Here is a 13,153-nt window from a genome sequence, read left to right as displayed (position 1 = left end):
CGGTCCTATGTCTATTCCCATTCTCATGTACCACCAGATCGGCGAGCCCAATCCCAAGGGCACGCCGTTTCGTGGGCTGACGGTGCACCCCGACAGCTTCGCCCGCCAGATGCGCTGGATGCGTCGGCTGGGTTATCGCGGCTTGTCGATGCGCGACGTGATGCCCTATGTGCGCGGTGAACGGCAAGGCAAGGTATTCGGCATTACCTTTGACGACGGCTACCGCAACGTGCATCAGAACGCGATGCCGATCTTGAGCGAGCTGGGCTTTACCGCCACCAACTATTTTGTTGCGCGCCAATTCGACGGCGGCAACGTCTGGGACTTGCAAAAAGGCATTCCTTTTTCGGCCCTGATGACCGTGAACGAAATGCGCGAATGGGCGCAGGCCGGCAACGAAGTGGGCTCGCACACGCTGGACCATGTGCATCTGCCCGAGCTTGCGCCCGACGAGGCGCGCCGCCAGATCGTGGAATCCAAGGATGAACTGGAACAAGCGCTGGGCGCGCCGGTCACCGCGTTTTGCTACCCCTATGGCGACCACGGCCCCGAGCATCGCGCCATGGCGCGCGAGGCCGGCTACGACAACGCCACGCTGACCCAACGCGGCCTGGCCGCGGCCTCGGATGATCCTTTCGGCTTGCCGCGTGTGACGGTGGCGCGTTCCACCAACATCATCCGTTTCCTGCAGAAGTGCCTGACCCGGTATGAAGACACCCGCCGGCGCCGTTGAGCGGCGGCTTCGCATCGCGCTGCTGGTGGACCGTTTCGGTAACCGCTTCGGTGGCGCCGAGGCTTACGGCGTGGAGCTGATGCGGGTGCTGGGCGAGCGTCACGACGTGTCCGTCGTTGCGCGCGATTTTGATAGCGATCTGCCGTTCGAGTTTCTGCCCGTGCGGTTTCCCGGGTGGCTGCCCAGTTGGATGCGGGTGCTGTATTTTGCCTGGCGCGCCGATCGGCTGACGCGCGGCCGGTTCGACATCGTGCATTCACACATGAACGGCTGGGCAGGCGAAATCCAGGTCATGCACGTGACGCCGGTGCGTTATAACCGCGTGGCGCGAGTCAACCCGGTGCAGGGGTTCCGCGCGTGGCTCAGCCCGCGCCTGGCCACCTATCTGCTGCTGGAGAAGCTGCGCGTGCGCCAGTCGCCCACGCGTCATGTGGTGGCCGTGTCCGGGCTGATCATGGACCAGCTGCACCGCAGTTATGGCCCACAGCTGAAGGTGGACATCATCGCGCCGGGCGTCAAGCTGCCATCGCCTGATCTGGCGCTTCGCCGTGAAGCGACCCGCGCCCGTCTGGGCTGGGATGCCGACACCATCGGCTGCCTGCTGGTGGCAAGAAACCCGCTACGCAAGGGCCTGCCGGCGCTGCTGGACGCGCTGGCGCAACTGCCGGCGCAATACAAGCTGCTGGTGGTGGGCGCCGATGACGCGACCCGCGACCGCGTGCGCGCAGCGGGCGGCATTGCCCACCGCGTAACGTTGATCGACCCCACGCCAGAAGTGGCCCAGTATTTCAGCGCGGCGGATATCTATGCGCATCCCACCCTGAACGACAGCTACGGCATGGCGCCCTTGGAAGCCATGTCGCACGGTTTGCCCGTGGTGGTGAGCTCGCCGGCTTACTGCGGGTTTGCGCAATACCTGTCCGCGGGTAAAGACGCGCTGATCCTGCAAGACCCGCGCGACGGCGCACAGCTTGCACAGGCGCTGGAACGGCTGGGTTCGGAACCGGATCTGCGGGCGGCGTTGACCGAGCGCGGCCTGGCGATCGCGCGTGACCAAAGCTGGGAAACCGTGGCTGCGCGCTACGAGGCGCTATATGAAAAGGTGCTTGAAGCGCGGCAACAGGCTTGAAGCAGGGGATGCGTTCGATAGTTGGCGATTGACGGCCGGCGATTGACGGCGGGCGATTGACGGCGGGCGATTGACCGCTGGCCGTTGACGGTCAATGGCCGGGCGCGGTGGCGCGTTCCAGGTCCGCCAGCCATCGCACCGCGTGCTCGCGGTCCGGGCCGCACATCTCTTGCTGGGGTTGCAGCCCGCCACAGAAATCGGGGCGGGATGGCTGGCCGAAAATCGCGCAGCGCATGTCCGGCAGCAACTGAATACAGGGCACGCCGGCCGGCTTGCCCTGGGGCATGCCGGGAATCGGCCGAGTGATAGACGGGGCGATGCAGCATGCGCCGCAGCCCGCCCGGCAATCCAGGTCGGAAGCCGTCAGGCTCATACCCATCCGCGCAGCCAATAGACGAACAGGCCGGCGTATTCCTTGATGATGGAACGGCTGGCGTCGAAAGTGCGCTGGTCGGGCAGCCACGGCGACAGCGAACCGTCGGCCGGGGCGACGATTTGCGGCGGCGCGGGCGCGGCGATGGCTTCCACGCCTTGCTTGGAAAACGCCGCCATGGCGCGCGGCATGTGCAGCGCGGACGTCACCAGCAGCACCTTGGCGATGCCGCGCGATTTCAGCGCGTCTTCGGTCAAGGCCGCATTTTCGTAGGTGGTGCGGCTGCTGTTTTCCAGGATCAACGCCGATTCCGGTACCCCTTGCTGGCGGATGGCATGCGCCATGCCGCGCGCTTCGCTGACGTCGCCTTCCAGCGCGCCACCGGACAATACGACCTTGGGCGCGCGTCCGGCCAGATACAGCTGGGCGGCCGTGTCCACGCGCACGACGGCGGTGTCTTTGTCATAGGGCAGGAACCAGTTGGCGCGGCCATTTGCGGTATTGCCGCCCAGCACGACGATGGCGTCGGCGGTGGGGGAGTCCGCGGGGGGCAAGTGCGGATATCGGTTTTCAAGCGCGCCGCCCAGCCACAGCGAGGTCGCGGGCAGGGACCAGGCCAGCGCCCACAGCAAGCCGGCGGCGATGATGGCCGCGCCGGTCTTGCGCAGCCGGAACCATCCCAGCGCCAGACCGATGATGACCAGCGTCACGCACAAGTTGTAGGGAATGATCAGATTCGTAAGGTAGCTGGAAAAGGTCATGTCAAAACAATCCTGATTACATCGTCCCGCCCAGCAGGGACATCGCCTGCTGTTCTACTTCGTCGACGGTCGGCCATGCATGCTCCGACCCGACGCATACCGCCCGAGGCGACCACGGACCGGTTCGGCCCGGCCGGGTCACGCCAAACAGCGCAAGTTCCCGGGCGGACGCGGCGGCGGCAACGTGGGAGACCCCGGAGTCGTTGCAGATCACCAGCGCCGCGCGCGCCGTCAACGCGGCAAACGCGCCCAGCGGCAAGGCGGGCAACAATTGCGCCGTTGGGGCGTTGCGCCGTGCCTCGTCCGTTTCGGCCGGAGGGGGGCACATTACCACGGTATGGCCTTGCGCCTGTAAGGCGCGCGTCAGTGTATCGAACCCCGGCCAGACCTTGATCTTGCCCTTGTGCAGGCCGGTAGCAGTGGGAGCAATCAGGACAAAACGCTGCGCGCTCAGCCCGGCGGCCTGCATGGCCTGGTTGGCGGCCTGCTGGTGCGACGGGGTCAGCGGCAGGTCCAGCGTGGGGCCGGGCTGCGCCGGGCCGCTGGGCAGGCCCCACAGCGACAAGGCCTGGCGGGTCAGGTGGTGCCAGGACTGCACGGCGTGCAAAGATTCATCCGGCTTGGTCACCGGCCAGCGCAGCAGAAAGCTGCGGCCATCGTCGCGGTAGCCGGCGCACGGCAGGCCGGCCAGCCGGAACACCAGGGCGCTGGATAGCGAATCGGGCAGCAGCAGGCCCCGCGCGCGGCGGCCCATGGCGCCCAGCGAGCGGCGGTGGGCGCTGACGGCGGCCCGGTCCGGGCCGACCTTGCCGCGCATGGGAACAAAATCCTTCTTCGGCACGCCATCGAGCAGGTCGCGGGCCCATGGCCGCGCGCAGATCACCAGGGGCAGGCCACTGGCCTGCAATGCGCGCAAGCTGGGCAGGCTCATGCAGACGTCGCCCACCCAATTGGGCAGGCGCACGTATAAACAGCTGATATCGGACATGGATGGGTGGGAAGGCAAATTAGTCTTATTAGGGGTAGGGCGGCTCAGCGCGGCGGCGCGTAGCCAGTACAATCCTGGGCACAATTGTATAAAAGCGAGTGTTCCCTTTGAATTCTCCCGCACGCAACACACCCGCGGACTCCACCCCCGTCAAGGCTGAACTCTGGAGCCGGATCTACAGCCGGGTGGGTTCCTACTGGAAGGGCTTGTTGCTGGCCGTCCTGCTGATGGCGGGCGCGGCCGCGACCCAACCGGTTCTGGCCGTCATTATGAAGCCCTTGCTGGACGGCGGCTTTTCCGGCAACAAACCCTATTATGTCTGGGCACTGCCGTTGGCGGTGGTGGGCCTGATCCTGCTGCGCGGCATCTGCAACTTCTTCAGCGACTACCTGCTGGCCTGGGTGGCCAACAACGTGCTGCTGGGCATGCGCCGCGACATGTTCGAGCGCCTGCTGGGCCTGCCCGACGCCGACTTCAAGCGCGGCGACACGGGGCGCCTGCTGAACCGCTTCACCATCGACGCGGGCAACGTCACCGGCTATGCCACCGATGTCATCACGGTGCTGGTGCGCGAAACGCTGGTGGTCATCGCGCTGATCTGCGTCCTGCTGTACATGTCGTGGGTGCTGACGCTGATCATCCTGATCATGTTGCCGGTGTCGGTGCTGATCTCGCGCTTTTTCATCAAGCGCCTGCGCCGCATCAACCGCGATACGGTCAACATGAACGCCGAACTGACCCGGGTGGTCGGTGAAGGCATCGACGGCCAGCGCGTCATCAAGCTGTTCGATGGCTATGAAGTCGAACGCGGTCGCTTCGATTTCGTCAGCCGCCGCCTGCGCCGGTTTGCCATGCGCACCGCCACGGCGGACGCCGCGCTGACGCCCCTGACCCAGGTCTGCATTTCGGTTTCGGTGGGCGCGGTCATTGCCGTGGCCCTCAGCCAGGCCAACAGCGGCTCGCTGACGGTGGGTAGTTTTGCGTCGTTCATGGCGGCGCTGGCGCAGATCTTCGACCCCATCAAGCGCCTGACCAACGTGGCCGCCCGCATGCAAAAAATGCTGGTGTCCGCCGAAAGCGTGTTCACGCTGATCGACCAGACGCCCGAGATCGACACCGGCACCAAGGAACTGCCCGAACCGGTGCGCGGCAAGGTGGAATTTCGCCATGTCAAACATCGCTTTCCCGATGCCGACCGCGATACGGTCCACGACATTTCCTTCGTGGTGGAACCGGGCCAGACGGTCGCGCTGGTGGGCCGTTCGGGCAGCGGCAAGACCACGCTGGTCAACATGCTGCCGCGCTTTGTGCTGGCCGACTCCGGGTCGATTTTGGTGGATGACACCCCCATCAACGAGCTGACGCTGCGCAGCCTGCGTTCGCATCTGTCGCTGGTCAGCCAGGATGTCGTGCTGTTTGACGACACCATCGCGGCCAACGTCGGTTACGGCGCGCTGGGCAAGTCCAGCGAGCAAAAAGTGCGCGACGCCCTGGCGGCCGCCAACCTGCTGGAATTCGTGGAAGGGCTGCCGCAGGGCATCAACACGCAGGTCGGCGAGAATGCCGCCCGCCTGTCCGGAGGCCAGCGCCAACGCCTGGCCATTGCGCGTGCGCTGATCAAGAACGCGCCCATTTTGATCCTGGACGAAGCCACCTCGGCGCTGGACAACGAATCCGAACGCCAGGTGCAGGCCTCGCTGGAACGCCTGATGAAGGGCCGCACCACGCTGGTCATTGCGCATCGGCTGTCCACGGTTCAGAACGCCGACCGGATCATCGTGCTGGATGCCGGCAAAATTGTCGAAGAGGGTCCCCACGCCGAGCTGCTGGCCGCCAATGGCCTGTACGCGTCGCTGTACAAGATGCAATTTCGCGACGACTGAACGCGACCCTTATCGGCCCGAGCCGCCGCGCAACCAGCGCGGCGGCTTTTTTTTGTGCCGCCCGGGGCACGGCGCGGGCGCTTCTTGGCGCCGCCCCGTCCACCGCCCAAGCCCCGTAGTTTCTGATTGCCAATCCGACGGATAGCCGGAAAATGGCGCAGGCCCCTCTGCTGTGGCCGGGCCCTGCCTTGCATGGCGGCCCCATCGTATAACCAGGAGCGCCTTATGGCTTCGCCTATCGAAGGCAATCAACTTGTGAACGTCGTCGTCCTGCTGGGCGCGGCGGTCGTCGCCGTACCGATCTTCAAGCGCCTGGGGCTGGGTTCCGTGTTGGGCTACCTGGCGGCCGGCTTGGCGATCGGTCCCTTCGGCATCGGTTTCTTTTCCGACCCCAAGTCCATCCTGCACGTGGCGGAACTGGGCGTTGTCATGTTCCTGTTCATCATCGGGCTGGAAATGCAGCCTTCGCGCCTGTGGAAGCTGCGGGGTGAAATCTTCGGGCTGGGCGTGGCCCAGGTCCTGGCCTGCGGCGGGCTGCTGACGGTGGTGGGCTTGCTGGCGGGCCTGTCGGGCGCGGCCGCCTTCATGGCCGCGATGGGGTTCGTGCTGTCGTCCACGGCAATCGTGATGCAGATCTTGGGCGAGCGCGACGAAAGCACCAGCGCGCAGGGCCAGCGCATCGTCTCCATTTTGCTGCTGGAGGATCTGGCCATCGTGCCCCTGCTGGCCTTGGTGGCCTTGCTGGCGCCCAGCGGCGCGACGGCGGATCACGGCAACCCGTGGACGCAGACTGCCATCGCCCTGGGTTGCATCCTGGCGCTGCTGGCGGCCGGGCGCTGGTTGCTGAACCCGTTGTTCCGGCTGTTGGCCGCCGCCCACGCCCGCGAAGTCATGACCGCCGCGGCCCTGCTCGTCGTGCTGGGTGCCGCCTTGCTGATGGAACTTGGCGGCTTGTCGATGGCGATGGGCGCGTTCCTTGCCGGGGTTCTGTTGTCCGAATCCACGTTTCGACATCAGCTGGAGGCCGAAGTCGAACCCTTCCGGGGCATATTGCTGGGCCTCTTCTTTCTAGGCGTCGGCATGTCGCTGGACCTGTCGGCCGTGGTGCGCGAATGGCCGCTGATCCTGGCGGCTGTCGTCGCGTTCATGGTCGTGAAATCGCTGGGCGTCTACGTGGTGGCCCGCTTACTGCGCGCCTCGCACGCAGAGGCGGTGACGCGGGCGGCGTTGCTGGCGCAGGGTGGCGAATTCGCGTTCGTGCTTTATGGGGCGGCTGCGGCTGCCGGCATTTTCGACGCGCATACCGGTGCGGTGCTGACCGCAGTCGTCATTATTTCCATGGCTCTGACCCCATTATGTGTACTGTCGTTGCGGTGGCTGCTACCCGCGCCGGTTCCTTCCATGGACGGAGTCGATGTTGCGCAAGATCTGGACGGCTGCGCACTGATCGTGGGTTTTGGCCGTTTCGGCCAGATCGTCACCCAGGCGATGCTGGCGCGCGACCTGAAAGTTTCGATTCTGGATACGGACACCGACGCCATCCGCGCGGCAGCGAAGTGGGGCGTGAAGGTGTACTACGGCGACGGTACCCGCATCGACATGTTGCGTACGGCCGGCGCTGAAAATGCCTGCGCGATCCTGATTTGTATCGACAACCCGCAGGCCGTGAATCACATGGTCAAGCTGATCAAGTCCGAATTCCCCTTGGTGCGCGTGGTGGTCCGGGCGTATGACCGCATTCATTCCCTGGCCCTCGCCAAGGAAGGGGTCGACTACCAGGTGCGCGAAACGCTGGAATCGGCGCTGGTATTCGGCGAAGCCGCATTGCGCGCCATCGGGGTGCCGGCGGACGAGGCCGCCGAGGTGGTGCAGGACGTGCGCCGGCGCGATACCGAACGCTTCGACCTGGAAGTGGCGGGCGGCCTGTTCGCGGGCCGGTCGTTGCTGTACGGCAATATGACGGGGCCTGCCGACGGGCGAAACGACAAGCCGGATCGAGAAGCCGCCGAGGCGGCTACCAATCCCCTGGCGTAACGCTGTATATCGCCATCGTTGCACAACTTTTCGGTTCATTTCACGCGCGGCGGGGCCCGGCTGCGGTAGATTTATCAGCACTGACTCTTCACTTACGAAGAGCATTTGCCAGGGGGCTGCCATGCTGCATTCGGACCGGGGTTTTTTGACACCGCACGCTGTAGGGGTTGAGCTTGCCCGACGCCAGGCTTTGGCGTTGCAGTGCGGATTTTCGGCTGACGCGATGCGTCAGCTGCTCACGCCAGGGGGCAGCGCTGCGCCTGCGTGGGCGATCAGCGCACACCGCGAGACGGACCGGGTCCGGGGCGCGGGCGCGTTTCCGTTCCGAATCGGCGCGGCGGCGGTTTCTTGACGGCTAAGGCCGGGCGTACGGCGCCCGGAGCGTTGCTCGGGTTTGCCGCCTTGCGCGCCGCGCCAGGCGGCGGCATTATCCTGCTGAATATCACAAGGACGTCAGCCACGACACCCGCACGCATCGCCAAGGAGCGCCGGTTTGAAGTCTCGCAGTTTTGTGCACCGCGCCTTGTACGCGTTGGCCGGACTGGTGGCCATCGGCATCTGCATGGCGGCAGTGGCGTTGCTGTGGATCGACCGTCAGGCCACCTGGGCTACCGCGCACAAGTCGGCACGTAACATCACTGGGGTGCTTGCCGCTGATATTGGCCGCACGCTTCAAATCTACGATTTATCCCTGCAAGGCGTCGTAGAACGGCTGGGCGAGCCCGGTATCGGGGACGTCAGCCGTCCTACGCTACAGCGCTTTCTGTTTGACCGGTCGTCCACCGCCGAATACCTGGGCGCCATCGTGGTGCTGGATCGCGACGGAAACATCCGTTATGACTCCACCTCGATTAATCCCCCGCCGTTGAATTTTGCCGACCGCGACTACTTTCGCGTGCACCGCGATGCGCACGATGTGGGCTTGTACGTCAGCCGCCCTTATATCAGCCGCCTGCGGCAGGGCGATGAAAGCATCGCAATCAGCCGTCGCCTGGTGAATGCGGATGGCAGTTTCGCCGGAGTCGTTGCCGGTTCGTTGCGAATGGCGTATTTCCGCGATCGATTCGCAGAGCTATCCATCGGCCACAACGACGCCATCACGATATTCCGCAACGACGGCGTGGTGCTGGTGCGTAATCCTTATTCCGTTGCGAATGTTGCGGGTAGCGGGGTCGGGCTGCTGGCATTCCAGCAATTCCTGATCCGGCGTGAAAGCACTTTCGTGGGCGACTGGGCGCCTGATGGCGTGAACCGTCTTTACACCTTCGACACCATCGACAAGACGCCGCTGGTGATCGACGTGGCGCTATCCGTGGACGACATCCTGGCGCGTTGGGAACGGCGCGCGGCGTTGATCGTGCCCATTACCCTGGCATTGTTTTTCTCGGTGATGGCGCAGATTGTGTTGTTCCGTCGTGAAATGCGGTGGCGTCAGGCATTCGAACAGCAATTGCGAGAGCGCGCACAGACGGATGGCCTGACCGGCATCGCCAACCGGCGCACGTTTGACGAAACGCTTGAACGCGAGTGGGCATCGGCCCGCCGCAATGGCACGCCGATCTCACTGCTTTTTCTGGATGCGGATCACTTCAAGCGCTACAACGATCGCTACGGCCATCAAGAGGGCGACGAGCTGTTGAAACGGCTGGCGCGGGCGCTCGAGAGTAAAGCCCGGCGGCCTCGCGACCTGGCGGCCCGCTATGGTGGCGAAGAGTTCGTGCTGCTGCTGCCCGATACCGATCGCGGCGACGCGACGGCCATTGCCGAATCCATACGGGGAGCGATTGCGGAATTTGGTATTCCGCATGAAGACAATGTGGGCGGCATCGTCACGGTCAGCATCGGTGTGGCAACTGCCAGACCTACCGATGCAAAACCGGCATCGATGTTGCTTGAGGCCGCCGACGCCGCCGTGTATCGCGCAAAAAAAGCCGGGCGCAATCGAATCGCCTCGGCTTGATGGTCCCTGACTTATCGGCCCAGCATCAACGCCTGCATGCGGGTATGCGCCTGTTGCAGGTTCTTGGCCTGTTCATTCAGGTTTTGCAGCAGCTGGTTCAACTCGGTTTGCACCGCCGGGTCGTTCACCTTGACGATCGGACCGGAGATCTCGATCTGCGCTTTGTGCGCCTCGACGTAGTCGGCGATTTTCAAGCCGCTGTCGAAGGTGGCATTCAATTGCGGCAGCACGTCGCGGAACGTGTCGGCGGGCAGGCTCACGGTCTTTTCATAGGCCTTGTCGTAAACCGTCTTCAAGTCCGCCGGCTGTTTAAGTTGCGCGTGCGCCGCGTCCGCCTTGGTCTGCTGATCTTTCAGTGCAACGCCCATATCGCTCAAGGACTGTTGCGCGGCTTTCATATCCTCGCGGCGCGTCACGATATCGTTCAACGAACGCAGGGCGCCTTTTTGGATGATTCCCGACAACGGCTTTACGGACGCGTCCATGCCGGCGTTGAAATCGGTGATCACGGCGTAATGGGCAGCGTAGTCGCCGAACGACTTCTGTTCCTCATCCGTCAGCTTGGGCACGCGCACGCCGGGCTTGTCCACGATGCGAGTCTGCAGGTACTGAATGAACGCGGCACGCTGCTCGGGCTCCTTGTCGCCGCAAGCGGCCAGCACCAGCGGCAGCGCCGCAACCAGCAGCAAGAACGGACGGAATAGGGACTTCATTGAATAACCTCCGAAAGCATGAAAAAGGGCGCTTGGCAGGGTAAACCCTGTCAAAGCGCCCGCGAGCTTATCGGCTGAAGCTACTCGCCGCCATCCGTTTCAAACTTCATTTCAATCGAATCGTTACGTCACATAATTTGCGAAGATTGATGTGAAAGTCAGATGGGTTTTTGCTATACGCGCGTGTCAGGCGAGATTAAACGAGAATGATGTCGTATTTTTCCTGCGTATAGGTGCTCTCGACTTCCAGGGATACCCGTTTGCCGACGAAATCGCCGAGCATCGCCAAATGCTGGCTTTCTTCTTCCAAAAATAAATCCACGACGTCCTGCGACGCCAAGATCCGAAACTCCTTGGGATTGAACTGCCGGGCCTCGCGCAGAATTTCACGCAGAATCTCGTAGCAGACGGTACGAGGCGTGCGGACATTGCCGCGTGATTCGCACATGGGGCAGGGCTCGCAAAGCTGATGCGCGAGCGAATCCCGCGTGCGCTTTCGCGTCATTTCCACCAGCCCCAGTTGCGTGAAGCCATTAACCGTCATGCGCGTGCGGTCGCGCGACAAGGCTTTTTTGAGTTCGGCCAGCACCGTGTCGCGGTGTTCCTGCTCTTCCATGTCGATGAAGTCCAGGATGACAATGCCGCCCAGGTTACGCAGCCGCAGTTGGCGCGCGATTGCCTGGGCCGCCTCCAGGTTGGTCTTGAATATGGTGTCGTCAAAGTTGCGGCCGCCTACGAACCCGCCGGTATTCACGTCCACCGTCGTCAGTGCTTCGGTCTGGTCGATGATCAAATACCCGCCCGATTTCAGATCCACCCTGCGAGACAGCGCACGCGCGATCTCGTCGTCGACGTTGGCGGTATCGAACAAGGGGCGGTCGCCGCTGTAATGTTGAATGCGGTCGACAACCGACGGGGTGTAGACCCGTGCCCATTCCAGCATCGCCGCGCTGGTCGTGCGCGAATCCACCAGAATGGCGCCAATCGTCGGCCCCACCATGTCTCGCAATACGCGTTGCGCCAGCGTCAGGTCTTGATGCAAAAGCGCGGGGGCGGGCTGGGTTCTAGCGGCAGCCTGGACGCTGCTCCAGAGCTTGCGCAAATATTCCAGGTCGGCGGTTAGTTCTTCATCATTAGCGCCTTCGGCCTGCGTCCGCACGATAAAGCCGCCTTTCTCATCCGCCGGCATCAGCGCCTGCAACCGCTCACGCAGCTGAATGCGCTCGGATTCGGCATCGATCTTCTGCGAAATCCCGATATGGGGATCATGGGGCAGATAAACCAGCATCCGTCCCGCCATGCTGATCTGGGTCGACAGACGCGCGCCCTTGGTCCCCAGCGGGTCCTTGACCACCTGAACCATGATGGTCTGTCCCTCAAAGAGCAGCTTTTCGATGGGCGTGGGCGTCAAACCCTGGCTACGTTCGCCGCGGTTCTCACGTAGGTCGGCAATATGAATAAAGGCGGCGCGCTCCAGGCCAATATCGATAAACGCGCTTTGCATGCCCGGCAACACACGAACCACACGCCCAAGGTAGATATTGCCGACATGGCCACGCTGGATGCTGCGTTCCACATGCAGTTCCTGCACTGACCCTTGTTCCACCAGCGCAACGCGGGTTTCAAACGGGGTCACATTGATCAGAATATCTTCGCGCTGGGCGATGGCGGGGGGCATAGCGTGCTCGTCTCCAAGTAGGTGCGGCGTACAGCGAATAGTAAACGTACCCTACGCCTAGGCAAGCCCGGGCGCCAACTATCTATATAGACGGCGGCATCACCGGTTGCGATGCCGACTTCATGCGTATTTAGATTTACACAACTTTCTTGCCAGCCCGGGCGGCCTGCCCAAAAACCTGTGCTATAGTCTCGATCCTTCGCGGTTCAGACATTTTTGAACGGCGAAGCCAAGCAGTACGACGGGCTCCGGCCTGCCGCCAAGTAGCCAGCGATGGCAGTCAGGTGGGATTGCAAGGAATGGTGCAAATCAGGCAAAAGCCAGTTGCACAATCTGCAAAAATCGTGCTATAGTCTTGGGCTTGGCTGGTGATGACGAGTAAGGGTTTACCTGGATCGAAATCGCAAGCCACCTGAGTAGTAACCGACCTCTGGTTTCCAGAGTCGCCCTAGCGAAAGCCGGTGGCGGGGTTGCAAGATAGGATGCAAATTAGGCAAAAGCCAGTTGCATAATCTGCAAAAGTCGTGTTATAGTTTCAGGCTTGGCAGTTGCCGAAAACTTAGGGTTTACCCGAATGGGTGGTTCTGATGTTTCGATAGCTGCTAAAGAGAGCAGACCTGAAGAGGTCGCAGGCAAGAAAGCGGTGGCGCGAAAGCGAACGAAGCTGACTTGACAAGCGATAAAAACTTCTTCATAATCTCGCCTCTCTGCTGCTGAAAACAGCAAGCGACGCAAGGCAAAAGCCGCGCAGCGCTGGCAGGATCAGCAGGTAGCAGTAAGTAGTTTGTAGTACCGAATTTGCAGTGCCGCTCTTTAACAATTAAACAACCGATAAGTGTGGGCGCTTGATGCGATGCACTGTGATTTAAGTCCGGGGTTAAACCTTGGCTTGCTTCACAAG

11 protein-coding genes are annotated in these 13,153 nt (G+C 62.8%); 5 read left to right on the top strand and 6 right to left on the bottom strand.

Annotation, left to right across the window (positions count from 1 at the left end):
* The first annotated feature begins 7 nt into the window (after nucleotides 1-7).
* Both AC0Z35_RS13435 and AC0Z35_RS13430 read left to right on the top strand, forming a co-directional pair.
* Entirely contained in the window at nucleotides 8-733 is a 726-nt protein-coding gene (locus AC0Z35_RS13435; protein ID WP_120154577.1) for a polysaccharide deacetylase family protein, read from the top strand.
* The gene (locus AC0Z35_RS13430) at nucleotides 708-1,862 is read left to right on the top strand and encodes a glycosyltransferase family 4 protein (protein WP_319307969.1); all 1,155 of its coding nucleotides are present in this window, start codon (nucleotides 708-710) and stop codon (nucleotides 1,860-1,862) included. Before AC0Z35_RS13435 ends, AC0Z35_RS13430 begins: the two co-directional genes overlap by 26 nt.
* Nucleotides 1,863-1,953: 91 nt before the next feature.
* Here AC0Z35_RS13430 and AC0Z35_RS13425 read toward each other — a convergent pair whose 3' ends face one another.
* From AC0Z35_RS13425 to AC0Z35_RS13415, 3 genes are read right to left on the bottom strand one after another with little or no spacing between them, the layout of a single operon-like run.
* Entirely contained in the window at nucleotides 1,954-2,235 is a 282-nt protein-coding gene (locus tag AC0Z35_RS13425; protein ID WP_411266418.1) for a YkgJ family cysteine cluster protein, read from the bottom strand.
* On the bottom strand, nucleotides 2,232-2,996 hold the full coding sequence (locus tag AC0Z35_RS13420) for a YdcF family protein (protein WP_046807760.1): 765 nt from the start codon (nucleotides 2,994-2,996) through the stop codon (nucleotides 2,232-2,234). Before AC0Z35_RS13420 ends, AC0Z35_RS13425 begins: the two co-directional genes overlap by 4 nt.
* Before the next feature lie 16 nt (nucleotides 2,997-3,012).
* Nucleotides 3,013-3,984, bottom strand: coding sequence for a glycosyltransferase family 9 protein (locus AC0Z35_RS13415; protein WP_120154584.1), 972 nt, complete (start codon nucleotides 3,982-3,984; stop codon nucleotides 3,013-3,015).
* A gap of 107 nt (nucleotides 3,985-4,091) precedes the next feature.
* Here AC0Z35_RS13415 and msbA point away from each other — a divergent pair, with 107 nt between their 5' ends.
* The 3 genes from msbA to AC0Z35_RS13400 all read left to right on the top strand — a co-directional run bounded on the left by msbA (nucleotide 4,092) and on the right by AC0Z35_RS13400 (nucleotide 9,861).
* Entirely contained in the window at nucleotides 4,092-5,867 is a 1,776-nt protein-coding gene (msbA, locus tag AC0Z35_RS13410; protein ID WP_485132491.1) for a lipid A export permease/ATP-binding protein MsbA, read from the top strand.
* 225 nt (nucleotides 5,868-6,092) lie between these two features.
* Nucleotides 6,093-7,901, top strand: coding sequence for a monovalent cation:proton antiporter-2 (CPA2) family protein (locus tag AC0Z35_RS13405; protein ID WP_046807763.1), 1,809 nt, complete (start codon nucleotides 6,093-6,095; stop codon nucleotides 7,899-7,901).
* A 493-nt stretch (nucleotides 7,902-8,394) separates the two neighbouring features.
* A complete protein-coding gene (locus tag AC0Z35_RS13400) occupies nucleotides 8,395-9,861 on the top strand; it encodes a sensor domain-containing diguanylate cyclase (protein ID WP_485132492.1) in 1,467 nt (488 codons plus the stop codon).
* 11 nt (nucleotides 9,862-9,872) lie between these two features.
* Here the strand turns inward: AC0Z35_RS13400 and AC0Z35_RS13395 are convergent, their stop codons facing one another.
* From AC0Z35_RS13395 to AC0Z35_RS13385, 3 genes are all read right to left on the bottom strand, one after another.
* On the bottom strand, nucleotides 9,873-10,574 hold the full coding sequence (locus tag AC0Z35_RS13395) for a DUF3053 domain-containing protein (RefSeq protein ID WP_046807765.1): 702 nt from the start codon (nucleotides 10,572-10,574) through the stop codon (nucleotides 9,873-9,875).
* Nucleotides 10,575-10,770: 196 nt separating this feature from the next.
* Complete coding sequence (rng, locus tag AC0Z35_RS13390) at nucleotides 10,771-12,252, bottom strand: ribonuclease G (protein WP_104143317.1); 1,482 nt, start codon at nucleotides 12,250-12,252, stop codon at nucleotides 10,771-10,773.
* Nucleotides 12,253-12,741: 489 nt separating this feature from the next.
* Entirely contained in the window at nucleotides 12,742-12,987 is a 246-nt protein-coding gene (locus tag AC0Z35_RS13385; protein WP_485132493.1) for a hypothetical protein, read from the bottom strand.
* Nucleotides 12,988-13,153: the final 166 nt, after the last annotated feature.

The organism is Achromobacter sp. 1L-A-4-B-C2, from assembly GCF_057291955.1.
Note: the sequence above shows the minus strand (reverse complement) of the source record. Positions and strands in the feature narration are given on the sequence as shown.